The organism is Bacillus sp. JHAA (assembly GCF_036961585.1).
Lineage (GTDB): Bacteria > Bacillota > Bacilli > Bacillales > Bacillaceae > Bacillus > Bacillus velezensis.
The window spans coordinates 221,660-239,161 of the sequence record NZ_JBAMDE010000001.1 but is presented as its reverse complement, the minus strand read 5'-3'; the positions used below and the strand labels follow the sequence as shown (position 1 = coordinate 239,161).

18 protein-coding genes, 1 pseudogene and 1 riboswitch are annotated in these 17,502 nt (G+C 48.0%); of the genes and pseudogenes, 11 read left to right on the top strand and 8 right to left on the bottom strand.

The annotated features are described in order from the left end of the window. Positions 1–39: 39 nt before the first annotated feature. Entirely contained in the window at positions 40–966 is a 927-nt protein-coding gene (locus tag V7728_RS01235) for a substrate-binding domain-containing protein (protein WP_082998479.1), read from the top strand. Between the two features lie 30 nt (positions 967–996). Here V7728_RS01235 and V7728_RS01230 read toward each other — a convergent pair whose 3' ends face one another. Both V7728_RS01230 and V7728_RS01225 read right to left on the bottom strand, forming a co-directional pair. Beyond that, positions 997–2,853 carry an LTA synthase family protein gene (locus V7728_RS01230; RefSeq protein ID WP_039253879.1) on the bottom strand — a complete coding sequence of 619 codons (1,857 nt, stop codon included), beginning with the start codon at positions 2,851–2,853 and terminating at the stop codon, positions 997–999. Positions 2,854–2,894: 41 nt separating this feature from the next. After that, positions 2,895–3,377 carry a metal-dependent hydrolase gene (locus tag V7728_RS01225; protein WP_003151759.1) on the bottom strand — a complete coding sequence of 161 codons (483 nt, stop codon included), beginning with the start codon at positions 3,375–3,377 and terminating at the stop codon, positions 2,895–2,897. A 183-nt stretch (positions 3,378–3,560) separates the two neighbouring features. Here V7728_RS01225 and sspJ point away from each other — a divergent pair, with 183 nt between their 5' ends. Beyond that, positions 3,561–3,701 (top strand): small acid-soluble spore protein SspJ, encoded by a 141-nt coding sequence (gene sspJ / locus V7728_RS01220; RefSeq protein WP_007410034.1) that lies wholly within the window; start codon positions 3,561–3,563, stop codon positions 3,699–3,701. A 122-nt stretch (positions 3,702–3,823) separates the two neighbouring features. Further along, a riboswitch (Lysine riboswitch) is annotated at positions 3,824–4,004 on the top strand. Positions 4,005–4,114: 110 nt separating this feature from the next. Continuing rightward, complete coding sequence (locus V7728_RS01215) at positions 4,115–5,527, top strand: amino acid permease (protein WP_007613722.1); 1,413 nt, start codon at positions 4,115–4,117, stop codon at positions 5,525–5,527. Positions 5,528–5,578: 51 nt separating this feature from the next. On the opposite strand, the pseudogene V7728_RS01210 reads toward V7728_RS01215, so the two are convergent. Together V7728_RS01210 and V7728_RS01205 are read right to left on the bottom strand one after the other, a co-directional pair. After that, positions 5,579–5,785, bottom strand: a pseudogene (locus V7728_RS01210) (class I SAM-dependent methyltransferase); the annotation flags it as partial. A gap of 209 nt (positions 5,786–5,994) precedes the next feature. Then, entirely contained in the window at positions 5,995–6,933 is a 939-nt protein-coding gene (locus V7728_RS01205; RefSeq protein ID WP_012118425.1) for an iron-hydroxamate ABC transporter substrate-binding protein, read from the bottom strand. A gap of 247 nt (positions 6,934–7,180) precedes the next feature. Between V7728_RS01205 and V7728_RS01200 the strand changes: the two genes are divergently transcribed. From V7728_RS01200 to V7728_RS01190, 3 genes are read left to right on the top strand one after another with little or no spacing between them, the layout of a single operon-like run. Continuing rightward, the gene (locus V7728_RS01200; RefSeq protein WP_189318620.1) at positions 7,181–8,218 is read left to right on the top strand and encodes a FecCD family ABC transporter permease; all 1,038 of its coding nucleotides are present in this window, start codon (positions 7,181–7,183) and stop codon (positions 8,216–8,218) included. Further along, positions 8,218–9,228, top strand: a complete 1,011-nt coding sequence (locus V7728_RS01195) for a FecCD family ABC transporter permease (RefSeq protein ID WP_033574859.1) — start codon at positions 8,218–8,220, stop codon at positions 9,226–9,228. Before V7728_RS01200 ends, V7728_RS01195 begins: the two co-directional genes overlap by 1 nt. Before the next feature lie 18 nt (positions 9,229–9,246). Continuing rightward, the gene (locus tag V7728_RS01190) at positions 9,247–10,050 is read left to right on the top strand and encodes an ABC transporter ATP-binding protein (protein ID WP_012118422.1); all 804 of its coding nucleotides are present in this window, start codon (positions 9,247–9,249) and stop codon (positions 10,048–10,050) included. Between the two features lie 37 nt (positions 10,051–10,087). On the opposite strand, the gene V7728_RS01185 is transcribed toward V7728_RS01190, so the two are convergent. The 3 genes from V7728_RS01185 to V7728_RS01175 form a co-directional block, all read right to left on the bottom strand. Beyond that, the gene (locus V7728_RS01185) at positions 10,088–10,510 is read right to left on the bottom strand and encodes a regulatory YrvL family protein (protein ID WP_012118421.1); all 423 of its coding nucleotides are present in this window, start codon (positions 10,508–10,510) and stop codon (positions 10,088–10,090) included. 69 nt (positions 10,511–10,579) lie between these two features. Further along, a complete protein-coding gene (locus V7728_RS01180; RefSeq protein ID WP_012118420.1) occupies positions 10,580–11,740 on the bottom strand; it encodes an oxalate decarboxylase family bicupin in 1,161 nt (386 codons plus the stop codon). A 117-nt stretch (positions 11,741–11,857) separates the two neighbouring features. Beyond that, positions 11,858–12,013 (bottom strand): YvrJ family protein, encoded by a 156-nt coding sequence (locus tag V7728_RS01175; RefSeq protein WP_012118419.1) that lies wholly within the window; start codon positions 12,011–12,013, stop codon positions 11,858–11,860. A gap of 242 nt (positions 12,014–12,255) precedes the next feature. Between V7728_RS01175 and V7728_RS01170 the strand changes: the two genes are divergently transcribed. The 5 genes from V7728_RS01170 to V7728_RS01150 all read left to right on the top strand — a co-directional run bounded on the left by V7728_RS01170 (position 12,256) and on the right by V7728_RS01150 (position 16,599). After that, positions 12,256–12,792 (top strand): sigma-70 family RNA polymerase sigma factor, encoded by a 537-nt coding sequence (locus V7728_RS01170; protein WP_087920805.1) that lies wholly within the window; start codon positions 12,256–12,258, stop codon positions 12,790–12,792. After that, on the top strand, positions 12,789–13,025 hold the full coding sequence (rsoA, locus tag V7728_RS01165) for a sigma-O factor regulator RsoA (RefSeq protein ID WP_003151778.1): 237 nt from the start codon (positions 12,789–12,791) through the stop codon (positions 13,023–13,025). The genes V7728_RS01170 and rsoA overlap by 4 nt, the downstream gene beginning before the upstream one ends. A gap of 173 nt (positions 13,026–13,198) precedes the next feature. Continuing rightward, complete coding sequence (locus V7728_RS01160) at positions 13,199–13,918, top strand: response regulator transcription factor (RefSeq protein ID WP_003151779.1); 720 nt, start codon at positions 13,199–13,201, stop codon at positions 13,916–13,918. Beyond that, positions 13,915–15,657 (top strand): HAMP domain-containing sensor histidine kinase, encoded by a 1,743-nt coding sequence (locus V7728_RS01155; RefSeq protein ID WP_015240563.1) that lies wholly within the window; start codon positions 13,915–13,917, stop codon positions 15,655–15,657. The genes V7728_RS01160 and V7728_RS01155 overlap by 4 nt, the downstream gene beginning before the upstream one ends. A gap of 63 nt (positions 15,658–15,720) precedes the next feature. Continuing rightward, positions 15,721–16,599 carry an SMP-30/gluconolactonase/LRE family protein gene (locus V7728_RS01150; RefSeq protein WP_082998482.1) on the top strand — a complete coding sequence of 293 codons (879 nt, stop codon included), beginning with the start codon at positions 15,721–15,723 and terminating at the stop codon, positions 16,597–16,599. 50 nt (positions 16,600–16,649) lie between these two features. Here V7728_RS01150 and V7728_RS01145 read toward each other — a convergent pair whose 3' ends face one another. Continuing rightward, positions 16,650–17,441 carry an SDR family NAD(P)-dependent oxidoreductase gene (locus V7728_RS01145; protein ID WP_082998483.1) on the bottom strand — a complete coding sequence of 264 codons (792 nt, stop codon included), beginning with the start codon at positions 17,439–17,441 and terminating at the stop codon, positions 16,650–16,652. Positions 17,442–17,502 lie beyond the last annotated feature (61 nt).

Here is a 17,502-nt window from a genome sequence, read left to right as displayed (position 1 = left end):
AATATCTGAACAGTTATAATAAAAACGGAGCGTGATAATATGACAGAAGCCACTTCCTATACAATAGAAGAAGTTGCGGGCCTTTTGAAGGTCTCCAAACTGACAGTATATGATTTGATAAAAAAAGGACTCATTCCGGCGTACAGGGTCGGAAGACAGATGAGGGTCGATGAAGAGGACTTAAAACAATATAAAGCAAACATGAGAATGTCAAAAAAGCCATCCGTATCAGAAGCGCCTGACCCGTCCCGCGGGCGGGAGCCGGAAAAAAGGCAGTCCGTTATCATCAGCGGGCAGGATGTGTCGATGGACCTCCTCAGCAAACAGCTGGAACAAACAATACAGGCGGCTCCGCTCCGCAAGTACAGCGGCAGTTTGAACAGTCTGATCGAGATGTACCGCGGGGCCTGTGACATCGTCAGTCTGCATTTATACGATGGGGAGACGGGGCAGTATAACATCCCGTACGTGAAGCGCATTCTTTCAGGGGAGCCGTTTGCGCTTTTTCATGTCGTGCTTCGGCAGGCCGGATTATATGTGAAAAAAGGTAATCCGCTGAACATTCAGGGTTTTCAGGACATGAGCCGAAAAGATGTCCGCATCGTCAATCGCGAAAAAGGATCAGGCGCGAGGGTGCTGCTGGATGAACAGCTCAGATCTTTCGGCATTACGCCGTCTGATGTCGCCGGCTATCATGACATTGTCACGGATCATCTGTCAGCGGCTTCACAAGTATCAAGCGGAAAGGCGGATATCGGAGTCGGGTCGCAGCATGCGGCGCATATGGCGGGCACGGACTTTATCCCGGTGATCAGTGAGCAGTACGATGTGGTCGTCTTAAAACAAAACCGGGAGCTTTTTCAAAGCGTGCAGGACATTCTTAATTCTGAGGAATTCAAGTCTCAGCTTTCTCAATTATCCGGATATGATACGAAAATGACCGGACGGCTTATATATGAAACATGAAAAATCCCTCCATATAACGGAGGGATTTTTTTATTGCTTATAAAACCGCAGCAGGTCGCCGTTTAATATTTTATCGGAAAGCATCAGCTCTTGTTCCGCTTTTTCTTTCTCATCGCTGCACGCGCTCATGTCAGAAAGCGGTTCACCCGTCTTACGGCTGTAACACGTATTTTTCGTATAAATATGATCATCCGTGATAAAGCTGCCGTTTCTCAGTACCGCAAACGGGGTCCGCTCTCCGGAAAACAGATCATTGCCGAACTGAATGCTGCCTTTCGTTTCAATGCCGAGCAGGTGAAGCAGCGTCGGTCTTACATCAACCTGTCCCGCGGCCGAAGCAATCGTTTCCGGCGCACGGTCGGTCACCCCGGGAATATGAATGATAAACGGCACGCGCTGAAGCTGAACCGTATCAAACGGAGTGATTTCCTCTTTCCCTAAGAATTCGGCAAGTCCTTGATTATGGGCTTCGGATATACCGTAATGATCTCCCATCAGGACGATCATCGCGTTGTCATACAGTCCTTCTTTTTTCAGCTTCTTGAAAAAGTGTTTCAGGGCCTCATCTTCATAGCGGACCGTCGTCACATAGCGGTTTAATAACTCGCTGCTTGTGTCCGGTTCCTCAATGAGCTGATCCTGTTTATCAATTTCAAAAGGAAAATGGTTGGTCAAAGTCAGCAGGCTCGCGTAAAACGGCTGCGGAAGCTTCTTTAATTTTTCCGCTGACTGTTCGAGAAATTCCTTGTCCTTCAGGCCCCAGCCTGTTGAATTTTCCTGTGTCACCTTAAATTCATCCGCGTCGAAAAAACGGTCGATTCCGAATGCCCCGTACATCTCATCCCGGTTCCAAAAGGCCTTATGATTGGCATGCAGAACGGCTGAATAGTATTGACGGTCTTTTAACATATGGTACATCGTATTGAACCGGTGGCCGCTTTTTGTGAAAAAAACGGCGCCGCTTGAAGACGGATACAGCGAATTCGCAGTAATGAATTCTGAATCTGAGGTTTTTCCCTGTTCAGTCTGCTGATAAAAATGAGTGAAGTCATAACTTTTTTTCCGCAGTTTATTTAAAAACGGGGTAATCTCCCGCCCGTTGACCCGCTCATCCATTACAAAACGCTGTGTTGATTCGAGCGTAACAAAAATCACATTGCGCCCCTTTGCGAGCCCGAACTTTGATTCGGACGGCCTGCTGTAGTCGGCTTGAGTGTAATTCGCGACCGCCGCAAGGCTGTCTTCATCGGCAAACGCTTTTGCCCCTGCATTCAGCGTCTGCGAAATGGTGTCATACAAATGAAAGTGGAACAGGCCGATTCCTTTTACGAGCGCTTCACGATCAAAAGGGTGCTTGAACAGCTTCGGCTGCTCGGCCTCAGACAGTGCAAGGTTGCACAGCATGAGGCCGGCTGATGCCCACGCATACGCTTTAACGGTACGGGTGCTGGCTTTCCCTTTATCGGCTTTATGCCTTTTACCAAGGTAAAACAAAACCGCAATATCCAAAAATAAAGCGATATAAAGCGGGTGAAACAGCTCTTGGACGCTGCTTCCCATATCGCCCATATTGCTCGCCTGAAACAAAACCGGTATGGTGATAAAATCAATATAAAACCCGTAAAACACCGTATTCGCGATTAAAATTCCCGTCAGCATCACATTTGCCGAAAGCAGAAAGATCCGCTGTTTTTTTTCTGTCAGCAAGAGGGCAATGCCGAACAGCGGCACAATGAAGCTCAGCGGATTAATGAGAAGCAGACATTCCTCAAGAACCGAGTTGTTCTGCAGATCAAAACCGAGCTTATAAACGGCATAGGTTTTCATCCACATGAACAGGATGGACAGGCATAAAAACCGATGATTGCTGAAAAAGGTTTTCTTCATATGTATGACTCCTCACCCTAAAAGCGAAAGATGCTTTTTGTTTAAGAGATACGGCCGTGAACCAGTTCGTATAAATAATAGCAGGATACAATCGTTAAGCCGGCCAGCACAAGCTGCTCCGAAAAACTCCCCGTTCTCATATAAAGGGGAAGACGGAAGCGGATGGCGGACGGAAACAGCAGTTTAATGCCGTTGACGGTCCATGCGTCAAGCACAAGATGACTCGCCATTCCGATCATCAGTCCGGCGGAAATGCTCGGATTCGGAATATAAGTTGCCGTAATGAAAAACATAATAAGCATAAACAGCAGGCTGTGTGTAAACGTTCTGTGGCCGAACACCGTGCTTACGATTTTGGACAGAACGGGCAGCGTTCTGCCGATTTTGCTTTTCGTATGGCATATGTCGGGAATCAGCGCCCCGAGGGCACCCGCTGAGGTCATAAGGACCGGATCATACCCGTAATAATACGCAATTGCGGAACAAGAAGCGATGCCTCCCATGATGTGTGTTTTTCCTGTCATTTTTCGCTTCTCCTTTTTATTTTTGCCAAAATCCCCTGAATTACAAATATATCAAGAGAATGCATGTTTGATCAACAAACTTTACCTGTTCCGCCAAAAGGAAGGAGACGGGGATTCCGCATATTCTGCCGCGGAAAAAGACACATTATAGGTGTACCTATATTTGATAAAGAGGTGATACAGATGGCTTTCTTTAACAAAGAAAAAGGAAAAAACAGCGATAAAAACAAAAACGTCATTCAAGGCGCGCTTGAAGACGCCGGTGCAGCTCTGAAAGACGATCCGCTTCAAGAAGCTGTTCAAAAGAAAAAAAACAACCGCTGACCATATAAGACGGGTAGGGCGAACGCTCTATCCGTTTTCCATCTAATTTTTCCCTTTGACAGATCTTTTTATCTCTGATAACCTCTGAGTAGAATTGAATGATAAAAATCCTCACTCTTTCTCGGTGAGGTAGAGGTTGCGCTTGATGATGAGTCGCACATGCCAGGCTGATAGGGGCCGCAAAACATGTGTTAAAGGCATCAGCGCCGAAGTGTAAAGAAAGCCGATCCTTCTTTATGCTGGGACTGTATCTGAATAAGTGCAGGACTGCCGCGTGCTTTTTCGCGGAGGGCTATCCGGAGATCAAGGGTGTGTGTGTTTCTTTAAGCATGGACTTTTGTTCAGGCTTTTTTTGCGTGTAAATATGATCTCGGGGTCTGGTCCGTACGAATGAACAACCAGGAGGTACAGGAATGGAACAGACGAAAAAATGGGGTTTTTGGTTATTAACGGCGTTTGTCGTAGGAAATATGGTAGGCTCGGGCATCTTTTCGCTTCCGAGTTCGCTCGCAAAAATCGCGAGCCCGTTCGGCGCCACATCGGCATGGCTTTTAACGGGAGCCGGTGTGTTAATGATCGCGCTGGTCTTCGGCCACTTATCCATCCGCAAGCCTGAGCTGACGGCGGGGCCGCAAAGCTATGCGCGTGCGCTGTTCAGCGATCGGAAAAAAGGGAATGCAGCGGGCTTCACGATGGTGTGGGGCTACTGGGTGGCGAGCTGGATCAGCAACGTGGCGATCATCACGAGCCTTGCCGGATATTTAACATCATTTTTCCCGATTTTAACGGATAAGCGTGAAATGTTTTCGATCGGCGGTCAGGCGGTTACGCTCGGCCAGCTGCTGACGTTTGCCGTATGTACGGTTTTATTATGGGGCACTCACACGATTCTCGTCACCAGCATTAACGGTGCGAGTAAATTAAATTTCGTCACGACGTTTTCAAAAGTATTAGGATTTATCTTCTTTATCATTGCAGGTTTATTTGTGTTTCAAACGTCGTTTTTCGATCATTTTTATTTTCCGGTTCAAACAGGTCCTCACACAGTTGAGGGAATCGGCGGACAGATCCACAATGCGGCGATTTCAACATTATGGGCGTTCGTCGGAATTGAATCGGCAGTCATCTTATCCGGGCGCGCCCGTTCGCAGCGCGACGTGAAACGCGCCACCATTACCGGATTATTGATCGCGCTTGGCATCTATATCATCGTAACATTGATTACGATGGGCGTGCTTCCGCATGGTAAGCTTGTCGGCTCGGAAAAACCGTTTGTTGACGTATTGTACGCGATCGTCGGCAATGCGGGAAGTGTCATCATGGCGATTCTGGCGATTTTGTGTCTGTTCGGAACGATGCTCGGCTGGATTCTTCTCGGCTCTGAAGTTCCGTATCAAGCGGCGAAATCAGGAGACTTTCCCGCTGCTTTTGCAAAAACGAATAAACAGGGCAGCCCGGTTGTGTCGTTAATCGTAACGAACGTGATGTCACAGATCTTTATCTTTTCAGTTATTTCCCGGACGATCAGTGACGCGTTTACGTTTTTAACGACGGCGGCGACGCTCGCTTATCTGATTCCGTATCTCGTGTCAGCGTTTTACAGCCTGAAGCTCATTTTTACGGGTGAAACGTATGACGAGATAAAGGGTTCAAGAGTAAGAGACGGTATCATCGCCATCCTCGCCTGCATTTATTCTTTTTATGTCATTATTACCGGAACGGCCGATTTAACGACCTTTATTCTCGGTATCGGGCTGTTCTTCGTCGGTTTGCTGTTATATCCTTTCGTCTCAAAGAAATTTGCAAACAACAGACAATCGGTATGACAAAAAGACATCTCACGTCTGTGAGATGTCTTTTTTATTTGCGGCAGCGGGTTACGTTTTGACGGCGTGTATATAATGAATGGTCTCGAATGCGGTTAAATGGTCAGTGCGTCCGCTGAAAAAACGGTCATTGACGTCCGCCGGAGATAAATGTTCATAAATAAGCAGACCTGATGATTCTAATATTTTTTCGATTTCTTTATAACTGAAACACGATAACATCGGTTCTCCGCTTGCTGCAGCCATTTTCACCATATTTACTGTGGTACGCCCTTCCGAAAGCGGACAGCAGGGAAGTCATACTCGCCTTGTTTTCTTTCATATAAAGATCCTCCGTTATTTACATCAATCTCCGGCCGGGAGAATCTTATTATACATGTTAATCCAAAAATGTAAATTATAGCATAAATAAATTTTTTGTCAAGTTTTAAGCATAATAAAAAGCCGCTGTGACAGCGGCTTCGGGGTTACTTTGTTAAGCTTTTTGTGATGTAGTCGAGCTGGCCTTCAAGTGAGATCGGGTCTGAGAAATAGAAGCCGATCGGATCAATGCGGTAGACATGGTTTTGTTTGACGGCATCGAGGTTCTTCCAGATTGAGCTGTCAAGCACGCCTTTGTCGTCACCGCCGGCCTGCCATGGCCCCATAAAGATGTAGTCTCCCGCGAAGTCAGGCAGTTTCTCGAGTGAAATGCTGGCGTAGCCCGGCCCTTGATTAATGGCTTTTTCCTGCGTCAGTTTTGTGGCCTTCAGCCCGAGTTTGTCATAAATGATGCTTCCGCCGCGGCCGAAGTCTTTACCGAATACATAGATGTCTTTTCCGTTTGTCTGCATGATGGAGATGGTTTTTGAGCCGACCGCTTTTTGAACCTTTGTTTTAGCGGCAGCGGTTTTCTTATCCCATTCAGCCAGCCATTTGTCTGCTTTATCTTCAGTGCCTGTCATTTTCGCAAACTCTTTGAATTGATCAATGTTGCTGAGCTTGTCATATTTAATGGCGATGGTCGGTGCGATTTTTTCCAGTTTTTCAATATCGGCGCCTTGTGTCGTCCAGACCACGATTAAATCCGGCTTTAAGTCAATGATTTTTTCAACGGACGTGCCGTCGCCGATGTTTGTCACACCTTTTGTTTTCCCTTTGTAATAAGGGTTTTTAAATACGTTTTGCGGCGCGCCGACAACATTGATGCCGAGCTGTTTAAAGTCGCCGTAGTAGCCGTCAGCCATGACGACGACCCGTTTCGGGTGCTTCGGAATTTTAATATTGCCGTTTTCGGCTTTATACGTGATGGTTTCTTCTTTTTCAGAAGAACCTTTCGTGTCTGAAGAATTGCCGCATGCGGCCAAAGCGGCGATGAGCAGCATGGCAATCAGCGCTGCGCCGATTTTCTTGTATGTATGGAACATCTGACATTCCTTCTTTCATAAAAATTAGTGATAAAGAGAATCATTATCAGTGTGATTATATCACTGCTTTCATAGAGAAGCACGCTCTTTTTTAAGAAAAACTTTCTTTTTTTATATGAAATTAGGTCTATTAAAAGAGAAGATAAAAGTGCTATACTGAAACAAGTCATTGATAATCATTATCATTACCATTCTTGTTTTGAGAAAGGAAGAACGAGTGTTGGGTCTATTGAAAAAGAAACAGACAATGACGGCTCAAGGGGCATCAGGGAGTGAAATCCAGTGGACGGCGCGTTCATTCCGGGCGGCTGTGCTGCTGTGTGCCGGGATTGCGGTTTTATTGATCGGCGCGGCTCTGTCTGTTTCCATCGGAGCTGCCGATATTCATCTGCGGACGGTGTGGGATGCTCTCTTTCACTTTCAGCCGCAAAATACATCTCATCAAATCATACGCGATCTGAGGCTGCCGAGAACCGCTGCCGCCGCGCTCGTCGGGGCTTTTTTAGCTGTGTCCGGGGCGATTATGCAGGGGCTGACGCGGAACCCGCTTGCTGAGCCTTCCATTATGGGCGTGACGTCGGGGTCAGGATTTGCGATCGCATTGGCGTTTGCTTTTTTTCCGGGGCTCTCTGCCGCTGGGCTTGTTTTGTGGTCCTTTGCGGGAGCGGGAATCGGAGCGCTTATTGTGTTTGGCATCGGCCTGTTTCCAAAAGGCGGTCTGACACCGGTGAAGCTCGCGCTGGCCGGTACGGCAGTCGGCTATTTCTTAACGGGGCTTTCAAGCGCGATTGCGATCCGTTTTGATGTCGCCCAGGATGTGAAGTTCTGGTATGCCGGAGGAGTCGCTTCCGTGAAATGGGAAGGCGTGCAGCTGCTGTTGGCGGTCGGGGTTATCGGACTTTTGCTGGCATTTCTGATTGCGCGCTCAGTGACGGTGCTGAGCTTGGGTGAGGAGCTGGCCAAAGGGCTCGGGCAGTACACATCGCTTGTGAAAGTAATCGGAATGTTTGTCGTTGTCCTCTTGACGGGGGCTTCAGTCTCAGTCGCCGGAGCCATTTCTTTTATCGGCTTGGTGATTCCGCATATCACCCGATTTTTAGTCGGGGTAGATTACAGGTGGATCATTCCCTGTTCGGCGGTATTCGGCGCCGTTCTGTTAGTCTTCAGTGATATTGCCGCAAGACTCGTCAATGCGCCGTTTGAAACACCGGTCGGCGCTTTAACCGCCCTTATCGGCGTTCCCTTTTTCTTTTATTTGGCGCGCAGGGAAAGGAGAGGGCTGTAATGAATGTAAAATCGAAAAAACCGCTGGCGGTCATGGCCGTTACGTTTTTGCTCATATGCATCGTCTTTTTTATCAGCTTAAACATGGGTGTGATCCGGATTGCGCCTCTTGATACGCTGCGTGTCTTTTTCGGACAGGGGGATGCCCGGGATCAGCTCGTTTTATTTGAATTCAGACTGCCGCGCATGGTGCTGTCATTGCTGGTCGGCGCCGGAATCGCGGTTTCAGGCGCGATTTTTCAAAGCGTGTCTCAAAATGACTTGGCGGAGCCGGGCATTCTCGGGATTAACGCCGGGGCGTCTTTGGCGGTCGTTCTGTTTATCTTCTTTTTCCAAGGATCAGCTGTTGATTTAAGCATGGCCGGTACATGGCTGCTTCCGGTGAGCGCTTTGGCGGGGGCTTTTCTGGCTGCGCTGCTCATCTATGTGATGGCTTGGAAAAAAGGCGTTTCACCTGTCCGGCTCGTTTTGGTCGGGATCGGCGTCAATGCGGGGTTTAATGCGCTTCTCTTGATTTTTCAGCTGAAAATGGACCCGCGGGATTTCATGCAGGCGCTTGTATGGATTTCCGGTTCGATTTGGAACGCCAATTGGAAAATGGTGCTGTCCATTTTGCCGTGGCTGCTGGTTCTTTTACCGTTCAGCCTCTATAAAGCCAGGTATTTAAATGTGCTTCAGCTCGGTGATCAGCTGGCGGCGGGGCTCGGCACCCGGGTTGAAAAGGAGCGGCGCGTTCTGCTGATGTGCGCCGTTGCCCTGACCGCGTCATGTGTTGCGGCAGCCGGCGGAATCGCTTTTCTCGGACTCATTGCGCCGCATTTGGCCAGAAGGCTTACCGGACCGCGCCACCAGACGCTTATCCCGGTTTCGGCTTTAATCGGAGCATTTTTATTTCTGCTTGCCGATACGCTGGCGAGAAATGTGCTTGCACCGTCCGAAGTTCCCGTCGGCCTGGTGATTTCCGTGCTCGGAGCGCCGTATTTTGTATATTTGCTGATGAAAACGAAATAGAGGAAGGAGACTGCCGCGATGAACTCATTATCGGCGGAACAGCTTACTGTCGGTTATGGCGACCGTTTGATAGCGAAAGAATTGGATATCGCCATCCCGAAAGGAAAAATTACAACACTGATCGGTCCGAACGGCTGCGGAAAATCGACGGTTCTCAAAACGATGTCAAGAATCATGAAACCGAAATCCGGCGCCGTCTATTTAAATGGACAGGCGATCATGCAAAAATCCACGAAAGACATCGCCAAGGAAATGGCAATTCTTCCGCAGACGCCTGAAGCGCCGAGCGGGCTGACGGTGTACGAACTTGTTTCTTACGGCAGGTTTCCGCATCAGTCCGGAATGGGCCGTTTGAGTGATAAAGACCGTGACATGATCAAATGGGCGCTGGAAGAGACGGGGATGGCCGAATTTTACGACCGGCCGATCGAAGCGCTTTCCGGGGGGCAGCGGCAGCGTGTGTGGATCGCCATGGCGCTCGCTCAAGAAACGGAGCTGCTGCTTCTTGATGAACCGACCACTTATTTAGATCTCGCCCATCAGCTTGAAATTTTGCAGTTGCTCGACAAATTAAACAAGGAGCAGGGCCGTACCATTTTAATGGTCATTCATGATCTGAACCATGCCGCCCGTTTTTCCCATTACATGATCGCCCTGAAAAAAGGGCGCGTCATCAAGGAAGGAACGGCGGAGGAAGTCATGACTCCCGGCATATTGAAAGACGTTTTCCAAATTGACGCACAGATTGTAAAAGATCCGCGCACGAACAAACCGGTCTGCTTAACCTACGATTTAATCCGGCATGAAAACGCAACGGTATGATGAAAAAAAACGCAGAGCCATTCCGGCCTGCGTTTTTTTATTGCGCCCGGGGCTGCTTTTCTCCGGAGACGCATTTATCCAAAACGAAAAAAACCCCCGCCACAATCAGCTCCTCCGTCGTTGACAGCCAAATCTTTTCAATCAGTTTATCGGTCGTATACGCGGTCATCCAGAGGAACAGCAGCTGAACGGTGCTGGCTAAAAGGAGAAAAGGCAGCCTGCCCGTCCCAAAAAAGGTAAAGCTATGTATCATCAGCCGCTCAAGCGGTTCAAAACATAAACCGAGAAAAATAAAAAGCACGGAAAAAAGCAGGACGTACGCCATCGATCCGTAGCTCGTCCCGGCTAATGAAAATACGGCCATCATCACGATAAAATACCCGAATAATACGGCAGCGGCTGCCAGGGCATACCGGAGCACCTGAAGAATAAACATTTTCGTCCCGTTTTGATTGATCATCTGTTCAGCTCCTTTTCACACAGAGGAGACTTGCAGAGACGGAACTCTGCAAGCCGGTGTGTATCTTCTTCAGCATTTCTTTTTGACGACAGGGTGTTTCTCTTTCGAAAGAATATCCGTAAAGTCTTTGCCCAGATCCAGATGCTGCTGGACGAATTTCTCAGGAAGCATGGCAAGCCATTGGTTCAGGGACACATCGGCATAGTGGTCATCCTTGAAGATTTCCAGGAAGACGAGCGGCTCATCTCCCAAATTCTCCACATAGTGGCCCATTGCGAACGGAACGTAACCGACATCCCCGGCCTGATAGTTAAATGTTCTTGCATGGCCGTCTGATGCAAAAACCGTCATCCGCCCTTTACCGGAAATATAATACTGCCATTCATGCGTGTTCGGATGCCAGTGCAGCTCTCTCATTGCGCCCGGTTCGACCACGACAAGCGCTGAAGCGATCGTTTTGGACACTTTGAAGTTTGTGGAATCCGCGATATATACTTTGCCGCCATCCGTCTCAGCAGTCGGGCCTTCATCCAGCAGGCGGTAAGTGAACGGATAAGGCACTTCACCGTTCGGGCCTTCCACAATGTCATCTTTCAGCTTCCCGGGAACCGGCTCTTCAAAGATATATTTTTCTTTCCCGGGCAGGCCGGCGAGGTCTTTTTCTGAAACCCCGAAGTTGCTGGCGATGACATCAAGCGGTGTGTGGGCAAGCCAGTCAGTCACTTGGAATGTGCTGTTTTCTGAGAAAGAACCGTCATCAAAAACCAAGAGGAATTCACAGCCTTCTTTCAGCGCCTGAATGGAGTGCGGCAGGCCTGACGGGAAGTACCACAGATCTCCTTCCTTCACGTCATCGATAAAACTGCGTCCCTGTTCATCAACAATCGTGACCCGCGCTTTGCCCGTCAGCATATATGCCCATTCCGCTTCTTTATGCCAGTGCAGCTCACGGATGGCGCCCGGTTTTAAACGCATGTTGACAGATGCCAGATTTTCAGAAATCGGCAGCTCGCGAACGGTCACCTCACGCGCGTATCCGCCCTTTTCCAGCCGGTTGTGCACATCTGAGAAAGAGAATTTCATATTATCCACTGTGCCGTGATCCGTTTCCGGCGGCGTCAGCATATCCGGATTTTGGCGGTCTCTTTCAAGGTTGCGCGGAATCGTGACGGTCGCCCCTTTGTCTCCTCTGATCGGCTGCGGGATATTGCAGTTGTTTTCTTTTGACATGTAAATCGTCTCCTCTCAAGCTTTGTTTTTTCAGAAAGAGAATGTGAAAGGCCTTTCGTTTTCCCTTCTGCTTTGTTAAGTGATGCGTTCCGGTGAAAAGTCAACTTCGTGTGAAAATTAATTTTTCATTTTTTGATCTTTCAGTTCCGTCATCAGTTCGATCAGGGCGTCAAACTTCTTCTCAAACCGTGTGAGAAGATACATGGCAATCAGAGCCGGAAAGCCGAGATTGCCGATCTGTCTGACCGCTTCTTCTATAAAAACCTGATCCATTATCAGCCACCTCCTGACTTGACCTGCAGTCATGTATATAAGTGAAAGAAAGAGCGGCTCCTGTAAACCTGATATCGCAGTTGAGGGTCTTTTTTTTGTTCCGGCAAAACCGGGACATAAGGAGTGCGGAATCTTAGTCGGAAAGGAGTAGTTTACTTTTTTTTGCTTTCTTTCATTTAATTTAAATAGGGGGCGGTTTTATGGACTATCAAGTTCTTTTACGGTCAAAATGCAAGGAAATTATGAAACATCCGATCGTTAAACATTTTTTAAGTGACCCAAAGCATTACGAGAAATTTAAAAATGTGCTGGAACATTCAGACGAGAAGGATGCAAAATCACTGGACGACCATTTTAAACAGTTTTATAAGGAAATCCGGATCATCAAATATATGAACTCTATGATCCGGATTTTCTCCATCGATTTTGACAAGCGCATCCGTAAAAATCAGAAGCGCTATCCGCTGACGGTGGATCAGCCGGAGGGAGGTGAAGCGCTTCCCTATGAAATGGGAAAAGACGCGTATGAAGAGTTTCTGCGGAAGCAGGGGGATTTGAGCCAGCATGTCCAAAACCGTGATTTATACGAAGCGCTTCAGACGTTAACCGATAAACAAAAAAGCGTGCTGACGAATATTTATCTTCACGGAGCGACGATGAAGGAGATTGCCGAGTCGCTGGGTGAATCACGGCAGAACATTTCCAATATTCATAAAAAAGGGCTCGACAATCTCAGAAAGCAGCTGGACAAGCAAAAAAAGGGGGAAAATAAGCAGTGAACGGGCCATTTGACTTCAACAAAGAGAACACAGATACCGACGAAATGGAACTTTTGATTTCGCGTTTTTCGCCAATGATAAAAAAAAAACTGAGCAATACATCATACCAGGAAAGAGAAGATCTTGAACAAGAATTGAAGATTAAAATAGTTGAAAAAGCGGACATGCTGTTATGCCAGGAAGTGCCGGGTTTTTGGGAATTTATTCTTCATCTTATAAATGAAAGCTCCTGACAAAAGCGGCGGAATGATGGATATTCCGCTCTGACAACATGAGAAAAACGAGAAGAGATGTCCGGTCTCGTTTTTCTTTTCTGTTTCCCCGCAAGACCTCCGCACTAAAAAAGTACCAAATCTTATCCATATAATGATATGATGAAAAAAACAAAGAGAAAGGAACGTCCAAGGTGGAAAATGCGTCAATTTTAATTGTAGACGATGAGAAGGCGATCGTTGATATGGTCAAACGCGTTCTCGTCAAAGAAGGCTATCACAACATTAAGACAGCCGGAAGCGCTGAGGAAGCGATCGAGTTTGTTAAACATGAAACCGCGGATCTGCTCGTGCTGGATGTGATGATGGAAGGCATGTCCGGTTTTGAAGCATGCACCGAAATCCGGAACTATACCGACGCTCCGATCTTTTTTCTGACCGCCCGTTCTTCTGATGCGGATAAGCTGTCAGGATTTGCATTGGGAGCTGACGATTATATAACAAAGCCGTTTAATCCGCTCGAATTGGCGGCGCGGATCAGAGCGACGTTAAAGAGAACCTATAAGCGCGAAGAGAAAACGGCGGTAAAGACGTATTCATACAGCCATTTTTCCTATTCACCGCAAAACGCCGAGCTGATCGTCGGGGGCGAGCCCGTCAGCTGCTCCGCACAGCTTCTGCAATTGCTTCAATATTTCTGTGAACACCCTGATGTGGTGCTCTCAAAAGATCAGATCTATGAAAAAGTATGGGGATATCCGTCTTACGGCGACAACAACACCGTCATGGTGCATATCCGCAAGCTCAGAGAAAAAATTGAAAAAGACCCCAGCAATCCGTCTTATATTGTAACGGTGCGCGGCCTCGGTTATCGGTTTATTCCCGATCAAGGAGAAAAAGGAACCCGCTCATGAGAATGCGCGGAAAATTTCTGCTCCACTTTTTCGGACAGCTGCTGCTTGTCATCCTGCTGATGTCCGTTTTGGCCGTCGCTTCTTTCTTCTATTTGGATTGGCGTTTCAGCGAAGCGGAAGCCAATGCGGGACTGACCAAAGCGACGGCAGACTCGTTTGAAGCGTGGCTTGATAAAAATGAAGACGGCACATGGGACGTCGATGAGTTTTTAAAGATGTCGGTCCGAAAGCAGAAGGGCTGGCTGCAGATCATTAATGATAATGAAAAAACGGACTACGCGTACAGAGTGCCGAAAGACGTCCCGAGCCATTACAGCAGAAAAGATCTCTTATCCATTTACCAGTACCGGAATTTTGACAACTACAAGCTGAATTACTGGACGGTCACGATAAATGATGAGACCTATTTGATTCTGTTCGGCTGGAAATCCGCCAGTGAGCAGCTTCTCACTTACATCGAATCACAGGAGCCATCCCTCGCTTCCCTTTCTCAATATAAAAAGAGCACGGTTGATTATATTAAACGGGAAAAAGGGGCGGTCTACCTTCTCGAAGACAGCGGCAGACTGCTCGGGGATATCAACAGCACGAAAAAAGAACGGAACACCGTCAATGAGCTTGAATTGCTGAAATACAGTTCCAAGCCGTGGAATTACAAACGGGAAATTTCTTTTAAAAGACTCGATAAAACGAAATGGATGGTCGCGTCGGTGCCGAACCCCGTGTACATCCCCGATCACGAGTTTAACAAATCATTTTTGAGAAATGTGATGAAAACCCTCTTCCTCTTGATCGGAATCTTAGTATTTATGATCTGCATCCTGACCATCTGGTACTCTTTCCGTTTCGGCTGGCCGCTGTTTCATACCATCAAATGGCTCGTCAATTTATCAAAGGGCCGGCTTGAAGAGCCGAAGAACCGCAAAGGACAGCCGGTCAGCAAAAACAAAAAAGGCAAAACAAAGCAGCCGTTCCGCTTTTTCGCCGAGATTTTCGAATCGATGGATCAGCTGACCGACACGCTGAAGCGGGATAAGAAAAACAGAGAAAAAATCCAGGCGACAAGGGAAGAATGGATCGCCGGGCTGAGCCATGACTTAAAAACCCCGCTGAGCACGATTTACGGCTACAGCATGATGCTTGAATCGAAGCAATACGACTGGACCCCGGAAGAAGTCAAAGAAATGGGGCAGATCGTCCGGGAAAAATCAGAATATATGTCCAAGCTGATTGAGGACTTAAACTTAACATACCGTCTCAAAAACGCGGCCCTCCCGATCGAACGGCGGCTGATCAACGTCGTGCCGTTTATCAGAAACGTCACGAACGATTTCACGAAAAACACGTTCTCGGAAGGCTATGACATCGCCTTTGAAACCAAAAAGGAAGACATTCTTTTCGCCATTGATGAAGCGTGGTTCCGCCGTATTCTGGAGAATCTGCTGGCAAACGCGGTTAAGCATAATAAGAAAGGGACCGCCATTCGGGTCGTGCTTGAGGAATCAGCCGAACAGCTCATTCTGAAGGTGAAAGATAACGGAAGAGGAATGGACGATGAAACGATTCACCAGCTGTTTAACCGTTATTATCGGGGAACGAATACGAAGGGACCGTCAGAAGGAACGGGACTCGGGCTCGCCATTGCCAAGGAGCTGGTACACCTTCATAACGGAACCATCCATGTCAACAGCAGAATCAGCGCCGGAACGGTGATTACGATTCTTTTTAAAAAAGATTGAGTTTGGACGCCGCTTTGTCGGGAATAACAATAGAAGACTGACAAGCAAAAGAGGTGTTCACACATGGAAGCAGCATTACGAGCAGATACGAGAGCAGTTATCGGAGAAGGCCCTTTATGGGACAAGGACAAGCAATGCCTGTACTGGGTGGATATACTGGGCAGCCAGCTGCATATCTTCACTCCGGCTGACGGAATCAACCGTTCCGTTAAATTCAAATCATTTGTCACGGCTCTGGCCTTGTATTCAAAGGAAGAGCTGGTGATGACGATGAAAGACGGTTTTTACCTGTACAATCTTCGGGAAGATACATTGACGAAGATGAAGCAGCCGAGAGACATGCGGGAAGATATCCGTTTCAATGACGCAAAATGCGACCCGTCCGGCAGATTATGGGCGGGAACGACGAGCATGGAAGGCAAAGAAGAGGAGGCTTCGCTGTACCGTCTGAATACGGACGGCAGCCTTGCCAAAATAAAAGACCAGGTCTCCACCTCGAACGGTTTGGATTGGGATCGGGACCGAAACTTGATGTACTATATCGACACTCCGACGCAGGAAATCGTCTGTTATGCATACGATCCTGAAACCGGAGCCGTATCAGATCCGAAAACGGTCTACCGCTTTCCAAAGTCGCAAGGATCTCCCGACGGAATGACCATTGACCGTGACGGAATGCTGTGGGTGGCTCTGTTCGGAGGCGGCCGTGCCGTCCGGATTGACCCGTTTTTGCATAAGGAAATTGCATCTATCGAAGTTCCGGCGAAATACGTCACCTGCTGCGCGTTCGGAGGCAGAGACTTGAACACGTTATACATTACGACCGCGACGGAAAAATTGACGGAAACCGAAAGACTTGAGCAGCCGCATGCGGGCGGCCTGTTTTCAGCAGAGCTTGAGACGGGCGGCTGGGAGCCGGTTCCGTTTGCAGGCATGATGTAAAAAAAGCCCTGGCATATGGGGAAGTCCCCATTGTGCCGGGCTTTTTTGTGTTAAATGGAGCGGATGATGCCGCCTTCAACCCGCTGTGCGGTGCCATTAATGGCAGAAGCCGCTGATGAAGCGAGAAATACAATCGTATTGGCGACTTCTTCCGGGGTTGCATAGCGCTGAATCAATGATGTCGGTTCATTCACTTTAAAATAATCCCGGACGAAGCTGTTTGTGTCTTCTCCGGCAGCCTTTGCGGCTCCTTCCATGTAAGAAGCGACGCCTTCGGTCCATGTCGGTCCCGGCAGCACGGAGTTGACCGTGACATTTGTGCCTTTCGTCATTTCCGCCATTCCCCGGGACAAGCTGATTAACGCCGTTTTCGTCATTGAATACGGAATCATTTGCGCAAGCGGTTTGACACCGGCTTCACTGGAGATGTTCAGAATCCGTCCGCTGTTTCTCTCGAGCATTTGCGGCAGAAAACGCCGGCACAGGCGCACGGCGCTCATAACATTCACTTCAAAATACCGAGTCCATTCGTCATCAGACACCTCAGCGAAGTCTTTTACTTCAAAAAAACCGAGATTATTGACGAGAATATCGACTTCCCCGATTCCGCCGGCGCGCTTTATCAAGTCATCCGCCTCATCCTGACGCGATAAATCCGCAGTGATGCCGTGAACCGTTCCATAAGCGGAAAGCTCCTCAACCGTCTGTTCCACAGTTTCTTTTTTTCTTCCGTTTATAATCACCTCGGCGCCTTCGGCTAAAAAGCTTTTTGCCGCAGCTTTTCCGATGCCTGAGGTTGATCCTGTAATCAACACGAGCTTTCGTTCAAGCTGTAATTCCATAATAATCCTCCTTTTCACACCATTGTGTAACAGTATACATGATGAATTTTAGTGTGTACGA

Bases quoted from the DNA above. Each gene is read 5' to 3' on its own strand.
- V7728_RS01235 (WP_082998479.1), top strand. From the start codon at position 40: ATGACAGAAGCCACTTCCTATACAATAGAAGAAGTTGCGGGCCTTTTG.
- V7728_RS01230 (WP_039253879.1), bottom strand. From the start codon at position 2,853: ATGAAGAAAACCTTTTTCAGCAATCATCGGTTTTTATGCCTGTCCATC.
- V7728_RS01225 (WP_003151759.1), bottom strand. From the start codon at position 3,377: ATGACAGGAAAAACACACATCATGGGAGGCATCGCTTCTTGTTCCGCA.
- sspJ (WP_007410034.1), top strand. From the start codon at position 3,561: ATGGCTTTCTTTAACAAAGAAAAAGGAAAAAACAGCGATAAAAACAAA.
- V7728_RS01215 (WP_007613722.1), top strand. From the start codon at position 4,115: ATGGAACAGACGAAAAAATGGGGTTTTTGGTTATTAACGGCGTTTGTC.
- V7728_RS01205 (WP_012118425.1), bottom strand. From the start codon at position 6,933: ATGTTCCATACATACAAGAAAATCGGCGCAGCGCTGATTGCCATGCTG.
- V7728_RS01200 (WP_189318620.1), top strand. From the start codon at position 7,181: ATGACGGCTCAAGGGGCATCAGGGAGTGAAATCCAGTGGACGGCGCGT.
- V7728_RS01195 (WP_033574859.1), top strand. From the start codon at position 8,218: ATGAATGTAAAATCGAAAAAACCGCTGGCGGTCATGGCCGTTACGTTT.
- V7728_RS01190 (WP_012118422.1), top strand. From the start codon at position 9,247: ATGAACTCATTATCGGCGGAACAGCTTACTGTCGGTTATGGCGACCGT.
- V7728_RS01185 (WP_012118421.1), bottom strand. From the start codon at position 10,510: ATGATCAATCAAAACGGGACGAAAATGTTTATTCTTCAGGTGCTCCGG.
- V7728_RS01180 (WP_012118420.1), bottom strand. From the start codon at position 11,740: ATGTCAAAAGAAAACAACTGCAATATCCCGCAGCCGATCAGAGGAGAC.
- V7728_RS01175 (WP_012118419.1), bottom strand. From the start codon at position 12,013: ATGGATCAGGTTTTTATAGAAGAAGCGGTCAGACAGATCGGCAATCTC.
- V7728_RS01170 (WP_087920805.1), top strand. From the start codon at position 12,256: ATGAAACATCCGATCGTTAAACATTTTTTAAGTGACCCAAAGCATTAC.
- V7728_RS01155 (WP_015240563.1), top strand. From the start codon at position 13,915: ATGAGAATGCGCGGAAAATTTCTGCTCCACTTTTTCGGACAGCTGCTG.
- V7728_RS01150 (WP_082998482.1), top strand. From the start codon at position 15,721: ATGGAAGCAGCATTACGAGCAGATACGAGAGCAGTTATCGGAGAAGGC.
- V7728_RS01145 (WP_082998483.1), bottom strand. From the start codon at position 17,441: ATGGAATTACAGCTTGAACGAAAGCTCGTGTTGATTACAGGATCAACC.